The sequence below is a fragment of the Colwellia sp. BRX8-5 genome, from assembly GCF_014077325.1.
Lineage (GTDB): Bacteria > Pseudomonadota > Gammaproteobacteria > Enterobacterales > Alteromonadaceae > Colwellia_A.
Window position 1 is genome coordinate 1 of sequence record NZ_JACGVR010000016.1, and the last position, 21,808, is coordinate 21,808.

At 37.0% G+C, this 21,808-nt stretch carries 17 protein-coding genes; 9 read left to right on the top strand and 8 right to left on the bottom strand.

Annotated features, from left to right (window positions below; all coding sequences use genetic code 11):
- Positions 1-133: 133 nt before the first annotated feature.
- The gene (locus tag H4J62_RS11830; RefSeq protein WP_182213899.1) at positions 134-1,093 is read right to left on the bottom strand and encodes a PHB depolymerase family esterase; all 960 of its coding nucleotides are present in this window, start codon (positions 1,091-1,093) and stop codon (positions 134-136) included.
- A gap of 549 nt (positions 1,094-1,642) precedes the next feature.
- Entirely contained in the window at positions 1,643-2,407 is a 765-nt protein-coding gene (locus tag H4J62_RS11835) for a Crp/Fnr family transcriptional regulator (RefSeq protein ID WP_070374211.1), read from the bottom strand.
- Positions 2,408-2,742: 335 nt separating this feature from the next.
- Between H4J62_RS11835 and dnaK the strand changes: the two genes are divergently transcribed.
- Positions 2,743-4,635, top strand: coding sequence for a molecular chaperone DnaK (gene dnaK / locus H4J62_RS11840; RefSeq protein ID WP_182213900.1), 1,893 nt, complete (start codon positions 2,743-2,745; stop codon positions 4,633-4,635).
- A 123-nt stretch (positions 4,636-4,758) separates the two neighbouring features.
- Here the strand turns inward: dnaK and H4J62_RS11845 are convergent, their stop codons facing one another.
- The 5 genes from H4J62_RS11845 to H4J62_RS11865 form a co-directional block, all read right to left on the bottom strand.
- Complete coding sequence (locus tag H4J62_RS11845; protein ID WP_182176625.1) at positions 4,759-5,058, bottom strand: YkgJ family cysteine cluster protein; 300 nt, start codon at positions 5,056-5,058, stop codon at positions 4,759-4,761.
- A 185-nt stretch (positions 5,059-5,243) separates the two neighbouring features.
- Positions 5,244-5,621, bottom strand: coding sequence for a PAS domain-containing protein (locus H4J62_RS11850; RefSeq protein ID WP_182213902.1), 378 nt, complete (start codon positions 5,619-5,621; stop codon positions 5,244-5,246).
- A 310-nt stretch (positions 5,622-5,931) separates the two neighbouring features.
- Positions 5,932-6,333, bottom strand: coding sequence for a hypothetical protein (locus H4J62_RS11855; RefSeq protein WP_182213903.1), 402 nt, complete (start codon positions 6,331-6,333; stop codon positions 5,932-5,934).
- A gap of 235 nt (positions 6,334-6,568) precedes the next feature.
- Positions 6,569-7,360 (bottom strand): phytanoyl-CoA dioxygenase family protein, encoded by a 792-nt coding sequence (locus H4J62_RS11860; RefSeq protein WP_182213905.1) that lies wholly within the window; start codon positions 7,358-7,360, stop codon positions 6,569-6,571.
- Between the two features lie 51 nt (positions 7,361-7,411).
- Entirely contained in the window at positions 7,412-7,732 is a 321-nt protein-coding gene (locus H4J62_RS11865) for a hypothetical protein (protein WP_182213907.1), read from the bottom strand.
- A gap of 270 nt (positions 7,733-8,002) precedes the next feature.
- Here H4J62_RS11865 and H4J62_RS11870 point away from each other — a divergent pair, with 270 nt between their 5' ends.
- The 8 genes from H4J62_RS11870 (at position 8,003) to adhP (ending at position 18,542) form a co-directional block, all read left to right on the top strand.
- Complete coding sequence (locus H4J62_RS11870) at positions 8,003-8,908, top strand: ABC transporter ATP-binding protein (RefSeq protein WP_182213908.1); 906 nt, start codon at positions 8,003-8,005, stop codon at positions 8,906-8,908.
- Complete coding sequence (locus H4J62_RS11875) at positions 8,908-10,440, top strand: hypothetical protein (RefSeq protein ID WP_182213910.1); 1,533 nt, start codon at positions 8,908-8,910, stop codon at positions 10,438-10,440. The genes H4J62_RS11870 and H4J62_RS11875 overlap by 1 nt, the downstream gene beginning before the upstream one ends.
- Positions 10,441-10,679: 239 nt before the next feature.
- Positions 10,680-11,810: a methionine aminotransferase gene (locus H4J62_RS11880; RefSeq protein WP_259364862.1), complete on the top strand. Its 1,131-nt coding sequence runs from the start codon at positions 10,680-10,682 to the stop codon at positions 11,808-11,810.
- Positions 11,798-12,586 (top strand): amidohydrolase, encoded by a 789-nt coding sequence (locus H4J62_RS11885; RefSeq protein WP_070374218.1) that lies wholly within the window; start codon positions 11,798-11,800, stop codon positions 12,584-12,586. Before H4J62_RS11880 ends, H4J62_RS11885 begins: the two co-directional genes overlap by 13 nt.
- Positions 12,587-12,849: 263 nt before the next feature.
- A complete protein-coding gene (locus H4J62_RS11890; RefSeq protein WP_182213913.1) occupies positions 12,850-14,496 on the top strand; it encodes a M14 family zinc carboxypeptidase in 1,647 nt (548 codons plus the stop codon).
- 2 nt (positions 14,497-14,498) lie between these two features.
- Complete coding sequence (locus H4J62_RS11895) at positions 14,499-16,253, top strand: M14 family metallopeptidase (protein WP_182213915.1); 1,755 nt, start codon at positions 14,499-14,501, stop codon at positions 16,251-16,253.
- Positions 16,254-16,545: 292 nt separating this feature from the next.
- A complete protein-coding gene (locus H4J62_RS11900; protein ID WP_182213917.1) occupies positions 16,546-17,205 on the top strand; it encodes a peptidylprolyl isomerase in 660 nt (219 codons plus the stop codon).
- Positions 17,206-17,531: 326 nt separating this feature from the next.
- Positions 17,532-18,542 (top strand): alcohol dehydrogenase AdhP, encoded by a 1,011-nt coding sequence (gene adhP, locus H4J62_RS11905; RefSeq protein WP_182213919.1) that lies wholly within the window; start codon positions 17,532-17,534, stop codon positions 18,540-18,542.
- Between the two features lie 266 nt (positions 18,543-18,808).
- Here adhP and H4J62_RS11910 read toward each other — a convergent pair whose 3' ends face one another.
- On the bottom strand, positions 18,809-21,697 hold the full coding sequence (locus H4J62_RS11910; RefSeq protein ID WP_182213921.1) for a pitrilysin family protein: 2,889 nt from the start codon (positions 21,695-21,697) through the stop codon (positions 18,809-18,811).
- Positions 21,698-21,808: the final 111 nt, after the last annotated feature.

Here is a 21,808-nt window from a genome sequence, read left to right on the forward strand (position 1 = left end):
GTCTTACTTGTTCTTTTGAACCCCAATTTTAGTCACGTTGTTATTACAACTATTTACACTCTACTTGATAATTTAACAAAAATAATTAGCACTATAGTACCACAACCAAGTCGTTGTTTATTAAGGATTATATTCAAGGTGCGTTGTTTTTTGTTGAAGCCAAGTGCCAAAAGTCAACAATGTGTTTAGCGGTACTAATAGGAGATTCAAGTAAGTAGTTGGCTGTTTCTCCACCATTAACTTCTTTCGGATTAACCATAATGCCATGACCTACATTAGCGATAGTCATTAACTCTACCTGAACTTTTTCTTGCTTATCTCCCCAGGATTTACGGGTGTAACCTGCTTTAGTTTTTACTTGGGGCATTAACGTTATTCCTGATAACGTAGCCCAATGTTCAGCTAAGGTAATCGCATTCAACGGATTAACAATCGCATCATTATCTCCTGTCCATATAGATAATTTTGGCCATACTTTTTGATTTGGATTTAATTTTTGAACTAATAATGTAAGTTCATCTGCCGTTTGTGATGGGCCGTTTTTCATACAAGAAATAGCGGTAATTAAACCATCGGCACAAGGAAATGGAATGCCTGCAACGATCGCCCCTGCAGTAAACAGTTCAGGATAATTAACTAACAAACTGCTTGCCATAGCGCCACCAGCAGATAAGCCTAAAATATAGATATTTTGCCCAACCAGCTGTTTCTTTAAGGCCAATATCATATTTTTTATTGATAAATTTTCACCGGTTTCTGTAGCGTAATCACTAGCAGAATACCAATTAAAACAACCCTTAATATTATTTTCTAGGCTTTGCTGAGGAATTAACAAGGCAAAATTATGCTGTTGTGCTAAACCAAGCAAACCACTTTGCCTCGCCAATTCTTTGCCCTCTTGCGCGCAGCCATGAAGTAATACAACGATATTAGGTTTAGCGGTTACCGGTGAAAAATAACTTGCCGTTAGGTTGCCTGGATTATCACTGAAATCTTTTAACTCAGTTAATTGAGCATAAGAATTTTGACTAAACAAGCTAAATACTAGCGTCAGTGATATCGATAATGAAGTTAAACATTTGAGAGTAGACATAATATTAACCAAAATAAATAGTGGGTTAGATAATGAATGAAAGTACCTTAAACAAGCAATAGCACTTTAGTGCACAGCCGACTCAAGGTCTGTGGCAGAGGTATATCAGTATCATAAAGACACTTACTGATGCGTAAACTAACACCCATGACGATAAGCAAATAAATGGGAAATAATAACTTAAATTCAATAGAATATTGTGTACATAGATAAATAAAAACAGCTAACTAGTGATGCTAAAAATCGACAAGTAATAGTGTTATTGTGAAGACCATTTTTCAATACGATAAAAAGCCAATATTTAAATATCGGCGCTATAAAAGCGATGATGATGGCTGTTTATCAGCAGCTATATTAAACAGGCTTATGCAAATAGTGTGGTATCAATTAGTAATAACAATCTATTGCTCGCCTATCACTGCTTCTTAAAAAAACGTGTCGATGCAATCGTTGAAACTGATTTGATAGTCCAATACGAAATTGAAAAATCAGGTAAAACAACCAATGTAGACACACCGGCTACCCTATTAATTATCGAGATTTTTGTCTTTAGGGTTTAAAAAAAGGGGCGTTAGGTAAAGTTTCTGTATATTTAGCTTCTTTCACTAAAGCCTCTAAATCTTTAATAATCAATTGATTACGTTTTTTATCAAGCGTACCTTCTTTTTTCCAGTGTTGTAACTGCTTATTAATCACTTGCCTAACTGAGCCAGTCATCCGCGCTAAGGTTTCATCGTTTAAACCGTTAACTAAATGATGTTGATGCTCTGCTTCTATTGTGCCGTTATAAAACTTAATTTTATTAATATGTTCTAAAATAATACGGCTTAAACGCGTGGTAACATCGTGTAAAACTAGGCTACTGGCTTGTTGTTCTTTTTCACGCATTTTTTTCGCTAAGTAAGGCATAAATTGCTGGTTAAACTCTGGATACGTCCACAACCAATGCCGCATGGTGGAAAGTTTCACTGACAATAACTTTACCGTTGTTAAAGGTGAAACAATAACCTCATGTGGTTGATCGTCTAACAGCACCATTAAGTCAAAACAGTCGCCCGCATAAAGCATATCTAACGTGGCTTCTCTGCCCGTTTCTGGATTACTTTGTTTAATTTCTAAACTACCGCTAATCACCACAAAAAATCGCTGAGTAAGTAAGGCCGGATTAAAGTAATCGCCTTTGTACCATTCATCAAGCTGAAACTCTTGTTGAAAATCTTCAATTAACTTCGCCGGTAAATCTGCAAAAATATTAGCTTGCTTTACTAAAACTGGGCTGGCTTTTTGAGGTAGATGAGTAGCGTCTTTATTCATAAGAGTAGTATTAAAGCCATAGCGGGCACGAATAGTTTTATTCTACCCTTTGTATCTATAGAGCAAAAGACAATGTTGCTTTTTAAATTTCAATACTATTTCTCACGTTAATCTGCTGACTTTTAACTTATAAAGCCGAGATAATATAAAAATTATAAAATGATCGATACTGTCATATTTGTGACAGAAGCATTTTATGACCTTAGGTATTATAGCGCCACTAACCAAACGCCTAACGTTAAAACATCACGTTAGTTTGTTTATACGGTCAAACTGCTTGCTGGATAATGACCATAAAGCATTAGACCTTTTTTAATAAATAATAGGTAATTATTATGTCTAAGATTATTGGTATAGATTTAGGTACAACAAATTCATGTGTAGCAGTTATGGAAGGTGGCGTTGCTAAAATTATTGAAAATGCTGAGGGTAGCCGCACCACTCCGTCAATTGTTGCTTATGCAAACGAGGAAACATTAGCGGGCCAACCGGCAAAAAGACAAGCCGTTACCAACTCTAAAAATACATTATTTGCGATTAAACGTTTAATCGGTCGTAAATTTGATGATAAAGAAGTACAAAAAGATATTAAGTTAGCCCCTTATAAAATTGTCAAAGCAGACAATGGTGATGCTTGGGTTGAAGTTAATGGTAAAAAATTATCACCACAAGAAGTATCAGCGCAAATTTTACGTAAATTGAAAAAAGATGCTGAAGCCTATTTAGGTGAAACGGTTACCGAAGCGGTTATTACTGTCCCCGCTTATTTTAATGATTCACAACGCCAAGCAACCAAAGATGCCGGTAAAATTGCTGGACTTAATGTCAAGCGTATTATTAATGAACCAACAGCTGCGGCATTAGCCTACGGCGTTGATAAAAATAACAAAGCTGACCAGAAAGTGGTGGTTTATGATTTAGGTGGCGGTACCTTCGATATTTCAATTATTGAAATTTCTAATGTAGACGGCGAAAAACAATTCGAAGTATTAGCAACCAACGGTGATACCTTTTTAGGTGGCGAAGACTTTGATTTACGCCTGATTAACTACCTTGCTGATGAATTTAAAAAAGAAAGTGGTATTGATATTCACCAAGACCCATTGGCGTTACAGCGTATTAAAGAAGCGGCTGAAAAAGCAAAAATAGAGTTGTCATCAGCATTACAAACTGACGTAAACTTACCGTATGTTACTGCTGATGCTAGTGGTCCTAAACATTTAAACGTACAAATTACCCGAGCAAAATTAGAGTCTTTGGTTGATGACTTAGTGAAAAAGACTATCGCTCCATGTGACCAAGCACTTAAAGATGCTGGCTTAAGTAAAGGTGATATTGATGAAATTATTTTGGTAGGTGGTCAATCACGTATGCCAAAAGTACAAGAAGCAGTTAAAACCTTCTTTGGTAAAGAGCCGCGTAAAGATGTTAACCCCGATGAAGCAGTGGCTATTGGTGCAGCGATTCAAGCAGGTGTGTTATCAGGAACGGTCGGTGATGTGTTATTACTTGATGTAACGCCATTATCACTAGGTATTGAAACTTTAGGCGGTGTAATGACTAAGCTTATCGATAAAAATACTACGATACCAACACGTGCTTCTGAAACATTCTCTACAGCCGAAGATAATCAAGCGGCGGTAACTGTGCATGTATTGCAAGGTCAGCGTGAAATGGCAACAGATAATAAATCGTTAGGTCAATTTAACTTAACAGATATTAACCCCGGCCCTCGTGGCTCGGTGCAAGTTGAAGTCACTTTTGATATTGATGCAGATGGTATTTTAAATGTCTCAGCAAAAGATAAAGCAACCGGTAAAGAGCAAAGTATTAAAATTACGGCATCAAGTGGTTTAACTGAAGATGAAGTTAATCGCATGGTCGACGATGCCCAGAAGCACGCTACTGAAGATAAGCAAAAACGTGAGTTAGTTGAACAACGCAACCAAGCCGATCAATTGATTCATACGGTACAAACGTCAATGACTAGCTTGAATGAAGATCAACAAGCCGAGCTTAAAACATTAATTGAGCAATTAAAAATGGCCGTTAATGGTAATGATAAAGCGGCGATAGAAATGCGACAAAAAGCATTACAAGAAGCGCACAGTAAAATAATGCAAGCTTCACAATCACAAGCAGAGCAGCCTCAAGGTGATGCGGCTAATGATAGTGCTAAAAACGAAGATGTTATTGACGCAGACTTTGAAGAAGTGAGTAATGGTTAATCAATGAGTGGTGGCTGATAAGGTAAGTTAACCGCTTATTTATCATAATACTGTATAAAAACAAAACCCCTAATATTAATTATTAGGGGTTTTTTATTATGATAAAATAAACAGTTAACTATTTTAAGAGGTATAGAGCTTTTCTGTTCTTTCGTCGATACATTCGTATGAACCCATCTCAAATTCTCGACAAACCCAAGGTCTATTTTCGTAAATAGAACACAATAATGTATCTCTGTTTAACGCTGAGCACAGACCATCATCAAGTCGTAACATTGATTCGTGTCCATGGTCATCAATATAGATATGCCGATGAGGCACACCAGTATCTGAAATAATTCTAACTTCTAAACTACAGCAACATGCCTGGCAATTTGCACAGGTGACTTCGGGAACGGGAATATTTTTTACTTCAATGTTCATAATAAATAATAAATAACAATAAACTTAATGGTGAGTAGGATACGCTAAACCGCTCAGCTTCTCGAGCAAATAGAAGCTGATGGGGAAAATAGCAGACATAAAAAGAACTGATTAAAGCACTGCACTGCAAAACAGCCACAATATTTTGTACAACTTGGAGACGCTATTGCCTCTCAATACTAACGTTAGAAATCAAAATGTTTAAAGAAAACATCATAAATGACCTTTTCTACTTCAGTTCCATAACAACGCGTATGCTTAAATTCGCCATCTTCTTCGTAAACACTAGAGTTGTAGATAATATATTTAATTTCATCTTTGCCTTGAACTCTTGCAGGATAATTTTTCAATATATCAAAATCGCTCAAACGTGTCATCATGTCCGCTAAACAGCTTTCATCTATCTGAAACTCTGAGATGTGATGCCCTATATATTCATTTTTTGTATAACCTAACACTTCAAGCTCACACTCATTGGCATAAACAATAATACCTTCTGGCGATACAGCATGAATACCAATCGATGAATTATAGATAAAGTCTTCTGGATTCTCTGTAAACATAAAATCACCTAACGCCTTACTCGCGTCAAAATAGATAGTTAAAAAATAGACGATAGACAACAGTAAACTATTTCTGCCAGCTTAAGTCACTCATAAAAAATAATTGGTCGCTAAACATTAGTCGATAAACGCAGAAACACAACAAGTGCTCATTTTAACTTAGCCGCAAACTAATAAGTTTAAGAGTAGTTCAGTTCAGCTCAAATAAATATCCAGAAAAGTATATATTCAAGAGAACACTAAAATAACAATACTTTGGCTTTCAAAATGCGCAAAAAACGCTTTAATAGCACACTATTTTTAAAAACAATTATAAGGAAACTAATTCTTTCTCTAACCATTGTTTAGCCGTTGGTGTGTCACTAAAAAATTTATTTTTAATGCCAGCCTTCTTATACACAGCCTCAAATTCAAGTTGAGTGGTTAATGCAAATGAACTATGTATCATATTAATGGCAATTGCATTAGCGGTTCCGTGCTTCACTTTATACAAGTGATAATCTAAACCTTCCTGTGTTGCTAATGTTTCTCCTTTAAGTATCACGATGATCCCGTAATTTATATTGATAAAATTTTCTAGGACGACTTGTTGTAGATTAGCGTGCATTTGTTTGAAAAACTCGACATTCCATGGACCCTCTGCATCGATAATAATAATATTATTATCGAGTGTGAATTGGCATTGGCCATGCGAAGCAAATTTTTGAATCAATGAAATCTACCTATGTTATCTAATGTTAATTAATCGAGAAGCTCGTTTTATAATCATTTATCATTAAGCATAATCTATAAAATTAATGTAATAAAGTTAATGTAATAAAGTTAATGTAATAAAATATTGATTAGCTGTTATTACCCCATTGAAATCATCAGCTGTTTTTTTTATAAAAAATTTAGTCTATTCAAATAGCTCAATTTAAAAATTAATACCAATAATAAGTGTTGCTTTACTCTTTTAGCTTTATTGCCTTTAAGTCGAGGGTATTGGTAAATAACCTTGGGTTTTCAATCTTATCTAGCATCGAAAATTCGGGTAAACAATCGTCATCAACGTAGTCAGCAAAATCGCCAGCGGGATCAAAAACTAAAATATCTAATGCTAATCGATCAAGTCCATACAAACCACGGTGGATCATATCCGCCGAAAAAACTAATAAATCACCGGCCGTTAACTTTATTTCTTTACCGGTAGAAAGGTTTTCGCTGCTCACTCTGCCCTTTTCTTCTTGTCGAACATTAAATTCTTCTTCGTTATCCCAGCGTTTATGTGTTCCTGGCACTAATTCCATACCGCGCTCATCAAATAATGGCACACGTAAGTGAACAACTTGTGTCTCTTGAATAGCTTTTTTCTGTTCTTCAACCTCGTGATCATATTGACAATCTCGATGCCAAAAATCTTTTTGTGCTGGATTAACCGGGTTAAAAAACAATTGAGTATTCATAAAGGCTGGTTTTGCCGCTATAACAGACTCGACAACAGCCATTATTTTTTTTGAACTAATAAAATTGAAAAGCTTAACGCGATCGTCAAATGCTAAGTACTGACTGCCGGTGATCAAAGAAGAGTTGAACGCTTCTTCTTGATAAAATTTTGCGTGATCTTTTTTCCAAAGATCGTGAAATTTCAATACCACTTGTCTTAGGGCTGAAATTTCAGTGTCATTAAAATAATTTCTAATAACAAAGTAACCTTGGGCATCATAATGCCCCTGCAACTGACTTTGATTTTCTAACATTAACGGCTTTTACCTTGGCTTGACTGTTTAGGATTATATTTTGACGATTGATTAACGCTCATATCTCATCCACAGTTTGTAATAAACCGCATTACACTTAGCATTATCATCCATAATGCCGTCTCTATCACAATCGGAACCCGTCAAAGATTTAACAACATCAGTGCCATATTCGGCGATATCTTCTGGCTCAGGTTTAACTTCAATGGTGACTTTAGGGGAATGTTCGATGAATTCGCCAACGTCTTTGTATCGTGAGAATTGTTCTTTTGAAATAATATCACCGACATCAACTTTTTTCGCTTCGAAAGCGTAGACATCTGTTGCACTAAACAACAAGAATACAACAATAAAGACAGCTATAAATTTCATCAAATATGCCTAAAAGTTATTAAAATTAACATGCTGATTCACCTGAAAAGGCCACGCTATTATTTCACGCAAGTATTATAAAACACAATGTCACCGTTGTACCTTAGTGAAATTTATTAATCGTTAATAATTTCACTAATAGTTGGTTTAATTGAACATTTATTTTCAAAAAAATAAAAACCAAAAACAATAAACCATTGAATTAAAACAACTTATTCTTGGCGTAAACTTTGCTAAATAGATAACATCTTAATGTCGAAGGGAAATACAATGTTATTGGATATTCAATCACTTAGCCATCAATACCAAAGTGGCAAGCACACACAACTAGCAATCAAATCATTATCACTACAAGTTAGACCAGGGATTTTAGGCTTACTAGGCGCTAATGGCGCAGGAAAATCTAGCTTAATGCGTATTCTTGCTACGATAACAAAACCTAGCCAAGGAAAAATTTTATGGCAAGGACAAAACATTGTTAAATCACCACAATTATTGCGTAACGAACTCGGTTACCTGCCTCAATATTTTGGCGTCTATGACCAATTGTCGGCTATTGAATTTTTACAATACATGGCTGGCTTAAAAGGGTTAAATCAATCTTTAGCGACTCAAAGAATCGAGGATTTACTTGCTAAGCTCAACCTTACCCATGCTGCTCATATGCCATTGAAAGGTTATTCGGGGGGGATGAAACAGCGCATTGGCATTGCACAGGCTTTACTTAATGACCCTAAATTATTGATTATTGATGAACCAACTGTGGGTCTAGATCCACAAGAACGTGCCAATTTTCGCCAGTTATTAACTGAATTAGCCGATGATCGTTGCATTATTTTATCAACTCACATAGTCGCAGATGTTGAATCTATTGCTGACCAAATTGCGATTATGCAAACTGGGCAATTAATTCAATCAGCAACTCCAAAGGCACTACAAGAAAAAGTTGCCGATAAATGCTGGCAACTCACCACTAACTTGAATGAATTAAAACAAATTCAGCACGACTTTATTGTCAGCCACAGTGTGCGAAAAGACAACAAGGTCGAGTTAAATATTGTCGCTGAACACTGCCCTGATGCACGAGCAATACCAAGAGCGCCAACATTAGAAGATGCGTATCTCTACTTTACCAGTAATAAGCGTGCTCGAACTGTTCTTGCGAGGGCATGTTAATGAATCAATTATGGCAATGTACGGTCGCTGATTTTAAACAACGAACACGCCAGCAAAGCTTTGTGGTTACTTTACTGGCGATGTCGGTATTAACCTTACTTTTTTTCCCTTCACTCGATGCTCAATATCAAACACTTATTATCAATGGTTATAGAGGTCTTTATAACAGTGCCTGGTTAGGTGTTTGTTTAGCGATGTTAAATGTTTTATTTTTACCTATTATTTGTTTTTATCTCATTAAGAATGGTCTTGAATTAGATCGAAAATCGATGACCTGTGAACTTATTGCTGCCACTCCTATGAGTAAGTTAACTTTTATATTCGCCAAATGGTGCACCAATGTTTTAATTTTGTTTACTATCGTATTGGTTATGCTGATCAGTTGTATTTTACTGCAACTTTATTATGGGGAAAATTATCAGATAGACCTTTGGGCGTTAGCTTGGCCCCAATTAGTCTTTGTTCTACCTGTGTTATTAGTTGTTGCTTCACTGGCGATAATGTTTGAATCAATAAAGTGGCTTAAGGGGGGCTTTGGCAATGTTGTTTATTTTTTCTTGTGGACCGGCTCTATTGTTCAAACCATTGAAAGCGTTTCAGGGGTTGGCGCAATACTTTCTGCTATAGAAACCGAGGTTGCAGAACGTTTTCCGTCACAAGCAGGCTCAACACATATTGGCGTAACGGTTGTTGATGAAGAAAATGCAGTAAACACTTTTCTTTGGCAAGGAATAGAGCCAACAGCACAGTATTTATCGAGTATTCTGCCGTTACTGATCATTTGCTTAAGCTGTTTTATTATTGCAGTAATCTTTTTTGATCGCTTTAGTCGAAACCCCGTACCTGAAACCAAACAAACCTCATGGCTAATAAACACCTTAACCCGTCAAGTGTTCAATCGACTCGATGCACTATTTACCATGCTAACCAAGCACTTTGCTTTTACTCGCTTATTACGTTTAGAACTAAAATTATTATTAAAAAGCCATTCGATTTACTGGCTGTTAGGTCTTTTAACGTTAAATATTATTCAACTATTTATTAGTCAGCAATTACTGGTTAGCATATTTTTACCGCTGTCATGGTTATGGTGTGTTTTAGTGCTTTCACAGCTCGGCCAAGTAGAAAAACAAGCAAATACGGTTGAGTTAATCACCTACAGTAAAAAGTCAGCGCTATTGCAAAGTTTAGCGAGCTACTCTGCTGCATGGATATTATTAGCATTGGCAAGTTTGGGTAGTGTACTTAGATTTGCGGCGATAGCCGAGTGGCTGTTAATCATACAATTAATTATAGCCATTTCATTTACCGTATCCCTAGCTTATTTTTGTGGGGTATTGACCGGCACAAAGCGAATGTTTGAAGTGCTATACCCGGCAATTTGGTATATGGGACCGATTCAAACAGCACTATATCTAGACTTTTTTGGCGTTAATAGCACCATGAGTTGGCAAGCAGGCATGCCTTATTATTATGCTGCTCTCGCAATTGGCTTAATGTTGTTAACAGTACGCGCTAAAAGTAGCCGTTAATTTATTAACGGTTGTTTACACTAAGATATCGATTTAAAAAGGATAACGATTGAACTCATCAGCCGTTAGCCTTAACATTCGATTATTGTTTCCCGGTCTATTTAAATAAAGGCCGATTGAACCATGCTTATTTAAGCTAATTTTCCTCAAAAATATCGACTTAATAATCCAGGGAGCCTTTTGTGCCATCTTCTTTTACCAGTAAACTGCCCAATCTAGATACCAGTATTTTCACAGAAATGTCGATGATGGCAAATCAATATCAGGCAATTAATTTGTCGCAAGGTTTTCCTGAATTTGATACTCCAGAATTTTTAAAAGATAAAATAAACTTAGCCATTAGTGAAGGTAAAAATCAATACTCACCCTCAAACGGTTTACCTGAGTTATTAACGCAAGTTGCCGCTATGGTGCATCGACAGTATCAAACAGATTTAACCACTGCACAAAAACTTAATGGCTTAAAAAACGTTACAATAACCTCCGGGGCTACCGAAGCACTATGGGTTGCAATACAAACGCTGGTTCGCCCAAATGATGAAGTTATTATTTTTGATCCCGCTTATGATTCTTATGAGACAGCCATTGAACTTGCTGGTGGAGTTTGTCGCCATGTCGCACTAGATGCGCCTAACTATGCAATAAACTGGTCCTTAGTTGAGCAAACAATTAATGAAAATACACGTGCCATTATTATCAACAGCCCACACAACCCAACGGGTTCAATACTGAGTGCTGCAGATCTTACTAGCTTACAAGTTTTGCTTGAGAAATATGATTTATATGTAATAAGCGATGAAGTATACGAACACATGACGTTTGACGGCTTACGTCATGAAAGTATTTTACGTTACCCTGATTTGTTTAAACGCGCCTTTGTCGTCTCTAGTTTTGGTAAAACCTTTCATTGCACCGGCTGGAAAATGGGTTATTGCGCCGCACCTGATGCGCTTACGGTCGAGTTTAGAAAAATTCATCAGTACGTTACCTTTTGTTCATTTACCCCGGCACAAATAGCTATAGCGCAAATGCTAAAACAGCACCCCGAGCATATCACCGAGTTATCAAATTTCTATCAGCAAAAAAGAGACTTACTGATCAATGCACTAAAAGACTCTCGCTTTAAAATGCTACCGTCAAAAGGTACTTATTTTTTATTGCTTGATTACTCTGCAATCTCAGCACTTAATGATCGTGAATTTTGTCATTGGTTAACCCAAGAAGTTGGTGTTGCCGCCATTCCATTGAGCCCCCTGTATCCCGCTGACAAAAGGGAGTCTTATCATCAAAACAATAAAGTAATCAGACTTTGTTTCGCAAAAAACGACGATACCCTACTTAAGGCCGCAGGAATATTATGTCAACTTTAACCATAGCCGCAGTGCAGTTCGATATTAGTTGGTTAGACAAACAAAGCAATTTTGATCGTTTAGAGCAACTTTTCAAAGATCACTTTACTGACCATGCGGCTGCCGATTTATTATTGCTACCAGAAACATTTTCAACCGGTTTTTGTATTAATAGAAAAGATGTGCAAGAGCCAGAAGATGGTGGCTCTGCTCTACATTGGTTAAAAAAAATAGCAAAGCAATATAACTGTGTAGTGGCTGGCACGGTTTTAGTGAGCCAAAATGATAAAAAAGTGAATCGTTTTTATTGGGTCTTTGCTGATGGTAGGGTTGAACATTATGACAAGCGCCATTTGTTTCGTTTAGGTAAAGAGCAAGACTTTGTTGAGCAAGGCCAGCACAGAAAAACAATCAACATTAGGGGTATAAAAATACTGCCTTTGGTTTGTTATGATTTGCGCTTTCCTGTTTGGTCGAGAAACCGCCAAGATTATGATCTTATGGTCAACGTTGCTAATTGGCCTGCTCCACGTCGTCATATATGGGATACCTTATTAAAAGCCAGGGCAATGGAAAATCAAAGTTTTGTCGTTGGAGTTAATCGTATCGGACCAGATGGTAACGATATGCCTCACTCTGGTGGCACAACTTTCATTAATTTTGATGGTGAAAACATACTTTCTGCCACTGATCACCAACAACAAATCATCACAACCCAACTCGACTTCAGCAAACTTGATAAATTTAAAAATCAATTCCCCGCCTTTTTAGATGCAGATAAATTTGAGTTGTATTAAAAACCAGTCGATTTATTCTCGTAACCCAAAGCCGTTTATTGTTATAAACAAGACAAACCTAAAACAACATTATAAGTGGTTAAGTTGTTTTAGGTTTTTATACATTTTGATCATCTAACCTGAATTACTAGCAAACCAGCTCATTTAATTCACTTTTCTTTGAATTAACTGAATAAAATATATACTCTTTATGGCTAATTAAAGTTCACCTATAAAACAAATTATAATAATTAAGCGTTTTTATAACTGGAGCATATAAGTAAATGAAGCGACTACTCGCGTTATTCCTCATCTCTGGCAGTTGTCTTGGTCAAGACTATATTAACCAATACACCAGCCATGCAGAAATGTTAAAACAATTAAAACAACTGGGTGTTCAAACTCAGCAAATTGGTACTTCACGATCAGGAAAGTCAATAATCGTGGCTCAATTTGGTGATAAAAGCTCACCAGCAATTTTGGTTACTGGCAACGTTGATGGCGATTATTTAGTCGGTACTGAACTTGCGATGCGCCTAATCGAGGATCTAAAGTCAGGTAAAGTCACCCGAAATGGTAAAAGTATATTTATCGTACCTATGCCAAACCCTGATGCAACAAGTTTTATACTGGGTAAAAATGGTTATTCAACGACCTTTAATCACTTAAAAACAGATGACGATAACGACCTAAAAATAAATGAAGACGGTCCTAATGATCTCAACAACGATGGTTTTATTTCTCAGTTAAGGATCTCAGACAGTTCTGGCCCATACAAAGCTAGTGAACAAGATGCCAGTTTATTAGTAAAAGTTGATCGCCTCAAAAACGAAGCAGGTCAATACCGTTTACTCAATGAAGGAAAAGATGACGACGGTGATGGTAAATTAGATGAAGATGGCTATGGCGGAACAGCAATAAATAAAAACTTTACCTATAACTATGACTATTTTGGTATTGGCTCTGGTGTTAATCAAGCATCTGAACCTGAAACGCGTGCCTTAATAGATTTTGTTATCGATCATCAAAATATTTTAATGACCGTTAATTTTTCTAAATACGACAACCTCCATGAAAACTGGTCGGCTAATAAAGTACTGGTAAGTGAATATAAACGTCCACTGGAAGCCTTTGATAAAATGCCTAAAGAAGATGTTGACGGTTATAAATTATTTACTCACCTATGGCAGCAAGCCCATAAAGACTGGCAGGTAAAAGCAGAAAACCGTGGTCGAGGTACTTTTCACGACTGGGCCTATTTTCACGGTGGTCGTTGGTCAATAGCCACCAATGGCTGGAATTTTAAGCAAATAACCATTGCCCAATCAGCTGACGTAGAAAAAAACAAAGAGGCTGATGTTGAAAAAAACAAAAACACATCAGCAAGCGAAGATACCAAAGAAGCTCGTTTGGTTACTAACGCCAAGGAAAAAAATCTACAAGGGGCGATTATACCGTGGACAAATATTTCACACCCAGACTTTGTAAATGAAAAGGTGGAAGTGGGTGGTTTTCGACTTGCCTATTTAAATAATCCTGATATTAGCGTATTTGCTGAAACTAAAAGTTCGGAATATATTACTTCCTTAACCACACTTTTTCCTGAGCTTAACGTGAGCCAGAGCGTAAAAAAAATAGGTAAAGATCTTTATCGAGTGACCTTAAAAATAAAAAACATCGGTAAACTTCCAACACAAAGCGCCATGGGTAAACTCACCCGTTGGATGCTTCCCGTAAGAGTTCAGTGGAATTTACCCAAAGAACAATTTATTGGTGGTAGCAAGCGGACATTATTAGCGCCTATCGCCGCTCATGGCGGTCAACAAGAAATCAAGTGGCTGATCAATACCAAAGGCTTCAATGATGCCTCATTTGAAGTATCTTCACCTGTCATCGATGCGGTGACACAAACCGTTAATTTTGGAGCTTAATCATGAAAAAAATATTGCTCACCTGCATTTTAACGGCCACAGCTTTGTTAACTATAACGGCACAAGCCGCAGACAAACTCACTGGATTACAGGCATTAGGTGCGCCTTTAGACCCAAAAGTAGATATTCGCTGGAATCGTTTTTATGACTCAGAAAGTACTATAACGATACTCAAAAAAATAAATAAAGCTTACCCTAAACTTACTCGACTGGAATCTATTGGTCAGTCTTACGAAGGTCGTGATATTTTTGTTATTAAAATTACCAATTATAACAACGGTGATGATACGACAAAACCGGCGATGTATATTGATGGCAATATTCACTCTAATGAGATTCAAGGTACAGAGGTTTCTCTTTATACCGCTTGGTATTTAACTGAAAGCTACGGAAAAGTGAAGTGGATCACCGAGCTACTTAACGATAAAGCTTTCTATATTGTCCCTACAATTAATCCTGACGGGCGTGACTGGTTTATGAAGCAGGCTAATACTGCGCACTCTCCTCGTTCGGGCATGGTACCTACTGACAACGATCTTGACGGTGAAATCGATGAAGATGGTCCAGAAGATCTCAATAATGATGGCCATATTACTCGCATGCGCATTAAAGATAAGGTACGTGGTACTCATAAAGAAGACGAGAAATACCCAGGTTTAATGGTACCTGTTGCAGAAGGTCAAACTGGCGATTACCGCATGTTAGGAGCTGAAGGATACGACAACGATGGTGACGGTCTTGTCAACGAAGATGGTAAAGGGGTTTACGAATATGATCCTAATCGTGATTGGGCCCATGAATGGGAGCCAGCTTATATTCAAAGAGGTGCACGCCGTTACCCTTTTTCATTAAAAGAAACCAGTGCAGTGGCTAAATTTGTTAAAGCTCATCGTAATATTGCTGCCGCGCAAAGTTACCATAATACCGGTGGTATGATTTTACGTGGTCCGGGTAAAGCCAATAACAAATATACCCGTTCTGATATTAGCGTCTATGATTTTATCGCCAACCAAGGTGAGCAAATACTACCCAATTATCGCTACCTCGTCGCTTGGAAAGATCTTTATCAAGTCTACGGTGGTGAATTTGATTGGTTTTATGGCAACAACGGTATTATGGCATTTACGAATGAACTTTGGACATCGGCTAATATGTTTCGCCCAAACGATAAAACAAGCGATAAATTAGGCAATCAAAATCACAATTTCAACAAGCATATTTTATTTGGTGATGCTTTTGTTCCTTGGACTAAAGTAAAGCATCCAATTTATGGCGATATAGAAGTTGGCGGTTTTAAGAAGAATTTTGGTAGAACGCCCCCTTCTTTCCTATTAGAAGAAGAAGCACACCGAAATATGGCCTTTACCTTATTTCACGCCTACCATATGCCACAGTTAGAAGTAACTCGTTCATCAACGCGCAAGCTCAGTAATGGTTTGTATGAAATAACGGTTAATATTGCTAATGAGCGAGCAATTCCGACAAGATTATCACAAGACATTAATAATAATTTGTCGTTTGAAGACCGCATATCGATTCTCTCGGATGACTTTTCAATATTAAGTGGGTTAACCGTTATTAGCGAAGGTGCCAACACACATACTGACCACGACTTAAACCCAGCAACGATTAAGGTCGCCACGCTTGCGGGTCACTCAACAACCATAGTGAAATGGATTGTCGATGGCAAAGGGACTTATAAAGTGACAGTAGACTCAGAAAAAGGCGGCAAGCACAGTAAAACGTTTAAGTTTTAACAAAGAATATAAAGGTAATATTCTGCTAATAACATAGTAATGTAAAACCGGCCTCTGTCGGTTTTTTATTAGCCGTTATTTAACACTTCTCCCCTCTAGTGAAGTGCTAAAAATATTATAATACGCCTTACATACGAAACAGCATTGTTGGCATCAAAGCTTAGTCATCTTAAGCTGCTGACTTAATGATTGATCAGTTAATAAAAATTATTATTTCTTAGTCGTTAATACCTGATAATATTTGATAACTTAGTCTATTTTCAAAAAATTAAAATAAAATAAGAAGTCTTTTATGAATAATATGAAAAACATCATCACCAGTCTTTTGTTAATAATGATACTGGCCGCATGTTGCGGAATAGATCCCGCATTAAACACTATTGATAGATTTATTACTAAACAAGCGGTTGATAAAACAAACCCTGCTTGGAAAACGACGTTAAGTAAACCGCCATTACTGACCTTCACCCAAGGGAAAGATTACTTTTGGGAGCTGCAAACAAACCAAGGTAATCTGACCATCAAGCTATTCACTGACTCTGCGCCTATGCATGCTTCTAGTACTATTTACTTAACTAAATTGGGTTTCTATGATGAGCTAAATTTTCATCGTGTTATTCCTGGCTTTATGGCACAAGGTGGCGATCCATTGGGTAATGGCACGGGCAACCCAGGTTATAAATACGATGGCGAATTTAATAGTGACATAGGCCACAGTGAACCGGGTATGTTAAGTATGGCAAATTCAGGTCCAAGCACTGATGGCAGTCAATTTTTCATTACTTTTAACGCGACACCTCATTTAGACGGTAATCATACTGTTTTTGGTAAAGTAGTGACTGATGTAGAAGATAGCTTAACTAAAATTGAAGCCTTAGGTAGCCGAAGAGGTAAAACTAGAGAAGCGGTCAACATCATTAAAGCGTCAATCCGTATCGCCGACAAAGAATAACTTAATATTAATTCTTGCTGATCACATCAGATTGACCGGTGAGTAATAATCGCTTATTGGTGTTATCGGCAGATCAAAAAATTAATGTTCAAGATATGCATTCACGCTTAAAAGCCATGAATAAAACAGTCTTCACCTTGATATAAGTAAACATTATTATGTCTCAAGAAAAATAACTCACCTTTACTAAATGGCTATTATTTATTAACAAATTAAGATAGCCATTAACGTTTCTTTCTGACCATTTATTGTTCTACATCATATTTTTATTAAAGTTGAGTACTATAATATTTTTTACAATGTATTAACGTAAAGAAAGGTCACTAATGAAAGCAGCTGTTATTCATCAATTCAAAGACAAGCTCGAGATTAAACAACTTGATAAGCCTACAATTTCGAGTCATGAAGTTTTAGTAAAGGTTCATGCTTGTGGTGTATGTCATACCGACTTACATGCGTGTCATGGTGACTGGCCAGTAAAACCTAAGATGCCACTTGTTCCAGGCCATGAAGGTGTTGGAGAAATCGTTGAAGTAGGCGAGCAAGTTAAGCACCTTAATCTTGGTGACCGTGTAGGTATTCCATGGTTATATAGTGCTTGTGGATATTGTGATTACTGCTTATCTGGTAATGAAAACCTCTGTTTGTTACAGCAAAATGCAGGGTACTCTGTTGACGGGAGTTATGCTGAATACTGTAAAGCAGATGGCAACTATGTTGTAAAAATACCAGACGAGATTAGCTATGTAGATGCTGCCCCCTTGTTTTGCGCAGGTGTTACAACTTATAAAGCATTAAAAGTATCTACGGCTAAACCAGGTGAATGGGTAGCTATTTTTGGTATTGGTGGCTTAGGGCATTTAGCTGTGCAATATGCTGTAGCAATGGGCTTAAATGTCATCGCTATTGATACTGGCACTGAAAAATTGAAATTGGCTAAAGATTTGGGTGCCTCTTTTTGTTTAGACTTCAAGTGTGATGATGTTGTAGCAAGAGTTTTAGCTGAAACAGGCGGCGTTCATGCCAGTATTTGTACCGCTGTTAGTAAAAGTGGCTTTGAACAAAGTTACCAAGTTATTCGTCGTGGGGGTAAGTGTGTACTAGTTGGCTTACCCGCCGAAGATATGCCGTTACCTATATTTGATACTGTTTTAAATGGTGTTAGCGTTGTCGGCTCTATTGTGGGTACGCGTAAAGATTTAGTTGAATGCTTAGATTTTGCCGCTAGAGGAAAAGTTAAAGCGATCACCATTGAAAAGTCACTAGAAGATATTAATGATATCTTTGAAGATATGATCAACGGCGAAATTACCGGTCGAGTGGTTATGAAGTTTTAATCATTTCTATCTAGCTATTGGCATTTGCAACTAACGCAGCAATATCTTTGGTAATTTGAGTTGGAAAATTACAATCACCGTTTATTAGCCCAATAACCGATATATCTAAACTCGATGCATAAAGCACAATTAATCGTTATTAATAAATAAAAAAACCGGCAGATGCCGGTTTTTTATTTTTAACTACATGCGTTATTCTTATTAAGTTATTTGTAATATTCAATAAGATAATAACGAATATTTATTAAAGTGAGCTTAAACGCAATTTATTGAAAAACCTCATCTATTGCAATCACTTCAACATTTTTAGACGGCAGTGTTAGCTTGTAACTTTCAATGATTTTATCTGTCGCTAAAAGCTCTGCTGGCTTATCACTGTTATATGTTAACGGTGATACTTGTTCAGACAACAAACGTTGCTTCATGTCTTTACCATCGTCTGAAATGAAAACATAATGAATATCATCTGTTTGTAAGTTTTCTTTGATAACACGATTAACATCATCTAATGATAGTTTTGCAAATTGATCGCGAACGTACTTAACAAACTCTTCTGTTTGATAAAACTCACTATCAAGTGCATAACCTAACTGTTGATCTTGGCTGGCCACTAATTGCGGTGCATAGTTCGTTAAGTAATTACGTGTTGCTTGAAAGTCTTTTTCGCTCATGCCCTTTTCAATCAAGTTGTCCAATTCATACAAAGCGGCACGCGTTGCGAAATGAGCATCATTATTTGAACGTAAAGGACGTAACCACACTTGAAAAATTTGACTAGAACGACCTAAATTTGCATCAGGTTTAGTTTGGTACATCCCTCGTGGAAAATATTCAATATAAGAATAATCTCCATAGTTCATACCACGCGCTTGACGAATTTGTTGATACAAGTAGCTGTTAGAACTACGATGTTCACCAAAGTATGAACGCACTAACCAAAGTGCCGCCCAGTCTTTATCACTGCGTATAGTATCAATGGGAAAACCAAAAGATACCGCTGTAGATTGCGCACTTTTTTCTATAATTGTCGCATGATGACCTTTTAAAACGGGTGCTTTAGCAATTGTTAAGCGCTTTTCATCTCCGACGGGTAAAGTCGCTAAATCTGTCATTAATTGTGCTTTTAAAGCACTAGGCATAGCGCCAGTTATACCTAAGTTTAATTTTGCTTGGGTAAGTTGGGTGTTGTAGAATGCTTTAACATCTTCAAGAGTAATTGCGGCTAAGTCAGACAAATCACCACTATTGTAGTTTTCGTAAACATGCCCTTGATAAAGTTCGCTATAAAGCACCTCTTTACCTAATTCTTCATCATTAGAAGATTTAAGACCTGATTTAATACCGTCAACAAGCTCTTTTTTCAGACGCTTAAAATCGTCTTCACGCCATCCTGGATTCAATAATTGATCGCTAATAAGTTCGTACCACTGAGTAGCATTATCTTTATGCACCCGGCCAGTAAATGACATCATTTCTTTATCAAGCTGCGACGAAAAACGTCCAGCTAAAGGGTATAAACCTTTCTTAATATCTTGATAGCTTTTTGTTGCCGAGCCGCCTTGAGTTAACATACGAGCGGTTAAAGCCGCTACCCCTTTTTTACCGGCTGGATCTGCTGCAGCACCGGTATAAAATAAGAAGTTAACATCAATCAACGGTGAGTCATTGGTCTTATCTAATACCGCAAACTGTGGAGTACTCGGCTGCGAATTTTTCATGACTATTTTTGCAACGGCGCCATTTAAGTCAACTTCTTGTTCGAAGTCGGCAATCTCATCTAATGCTGATAAAGTCACTGTTGTGCGGTTTTCATCAATAAAGTATTCATTAGCAATACGTTGAATATCTTCAGCTGTAATATTGTCAAAGCTATTATAGAGGTGATTAATCGTTTCGGGATCGCGGTCAAAATGCATATAACTCGCCAATGTTGAAGCGATAGACTCTGATGAATCTAAACTATTAACAAAACTATATTTTAAGTTAGACTTTAAGTTATCAAGTTTTTCTGAAGAAACGAGCTCAGTTCTTACTTGTGCGTAAGTACGGTTTACTGCATCACGAACCGTTGCTAGGTCTTTTTCATCATTCACTTTGATAAATACGTGACGTAAGCCAGCATCTTTTGTTTCAGGGTTGTAGTTAAACATTTGGCTAGCCAACTGCTTATCAACAACGAGTTCTTGATACAATGCTGAGTTATTGGAAAAATACAATTCAGAAATTAAATCTAAAGCCGCGCGATCTTTTTTCTTGGGTTGCCAATCAGCACCTTTATAAGAAACGAGTAACCAGTGACCCGGTAAGCCATCGAATTTTTCATGAACATATTTCGCAGCTTCCTGTTTTGGCTCAGGTGCTATAGTGCTAACAAAATCACCTTTTTGCCAATTTCCCCAATGCTTCTCGACCATGGCCATTGTTGCTTCTGGTTCAACATCACCGACAATTACTAAAGAAACGTATTCTGGCTTATAGAATTGTTTAAAGAACTGTTCACCATATGCAACTTGATCAGGCATTGCTTCTACATCTTCAAAGAAGCCCATAGTGGTATGCTTATAAGTATGCGTATCGAATGCTTCTTTTCGCACCGCCGCTAACAACTTTCGAGTTGGACTAGCATTATTTTTTAAATACTCACCTTTTACCGTTAAGGCTTCTGTTTTAAATTGTGCTTCGGTGTACTTTAGGTTTTTAAAGTGATCCGCTTGAATCTCTAATACTTTATCTAAATGATCTTTAGAAAAATCTAAATGATAGTTAGTATAATCGTTGGTGGTGTAAGCACCGTTATCAACACCGGCATTTTTAAATAAATCGGCATAAACAGCTTGTGGAAATTTTTCTGAACCTTTAAACATCATATGTTCAAAGAAGTGGGCAAAACCTGTTTTACCTACTTCATTTTCATCACGAGAACCTACAGAAACGGGGATTTGTACTGAAACAAGATCTGGATAGTCTGTTTTTACCACTAAGACACGTAAACCATTAGCCAACTCTTTGAACAAGTAATTTTGGCTAAAGACTTTGTTTGCACTCTCTTGGCTTGATTGCTGTGACATACTATTGCCAGAGTCGTTGCTGGTTGCCATACAGGCGGATAACGTTAAACTTGCAGCTATGACAGCCGCTAAATATTTCTTTTTCATCATAGTTCCCTTTATTTTTATTGCTGTATTTTATGTAACTCTGAGAAATTTTTCATTAAATTTTTGAGGATAAGCCACGACATCATGTAACAAAATAAGTACGGGTCATAA

Bases quoted from the DNA above. Each gene is read 5' to 3' on its own strand.
- H4J62_RS11870 (WP_182213908.1), top strand. From the start codon at position 8,003: ATGTTATTGGATATTCAATCACTTAGCCATCAATACCAAAGTGGCAAG.
- H4J62_RS11845 (WP_182176625.1), bottom strand. From the start codon at position 5,058: ATGAACATTGAAGTAAAAAATATTCCCGTTCCCGAAGTCACCTGTGCA.
- H4J62_RS11860 (WP_182213905.1), bottom strand. From the start codon at position 7,360: ATGTTAGAAAATCAAAGTCAGTTGCAGGGGCATTATGATGCCCAAGGT.
- adhP (WP_182213919.1), top strand. From the start codon at position 17,532: ATGAAAGCAGCTGTTATTCATCAATTCAAAGACAAGCTCGAGATTAAA.
- H4J62_RS11850 (WP_182213902.1), bottom strand. From the start codon at position 5,621: ATGTTTACAGAGAATCCAGAAGACTTTATCTATAATTCATCGATTGGT.
- dnaK (WP_182213900.1), top strand. From the start codon at position 2,743: ATGTCTAAGATTATTGGTATAGATTTAGGTACAACAAATTCATGTGTA.
- H4J62_RS11875 (WP_182213910.1), top strand. From the start codon at position 8,908: ATGAATCAATTATGGCAATGTACGGTCGCTGATTTTAAACAACGAACA.
- H4J62_RS11895 (WP_182213915.1), top strand. From the start codon at position 14,499: ATGAAAAAAATATTGCTCACCTGCATTTTAACGGCCACAGCTTTGTTA.
- H4J62_RS11910 (WP_182213921.1), bottom strand. From the start codon at position 21,697: ATGAAAAAGAAATATTTAGCGGCTGTCATAGCTGCAAGTTTAACGTTA.
- H4J62_RS11885 (WP_070374218.1), top strand. From the start codon at position 11,798: ATGTCAACTTTAACCATAGCCGCAGTGCAGTTCGATATTAGTTGGTTA.
- H4J62_RS11890 (WP_182213913.1), top strand. From the start codon at position 12,850: ATGAAGCGACTACTCGCGTTATTCCTCATCTCTGGCAGTTGTCTTGGT.
- H4J62_RS11835 (WP_070374211.1), bottom strand. From the start codon at position 2,407: ATGAATAAAGACGCTACTCATCTACCTCAAAAAGCCAGCCCAGTTTTA.
- H4J62_RS11880 (WP_259364862.1), top strand. From the start codon at position 10,680: ATGTCGATGATGGCAAATCAATATCAGGCAATTAATTTGTCGCAAGGT.
- H4J62_RS11830 (WP_182213899.1), bottom strand. From the start codon at position 1,093: ATGTCTACTCTCAAATGTTTAACTTCATTATCGATATCACTGACGCTA.
- H4J62_RS11900 (WP_182213917.1), top strand. From the start codon at position 16,546: ATGAATAATATGAAAAACATCATCACCAGTCTTTTGTTAATAATGATA.
- H4J62_RS11865 (WP_182213907.1), bottom strand. From the start codon at position 7,732: ATGAAATTTATAGCTGTCTTTATTGTTGTATTCTTGTTGTTTAGTGCA.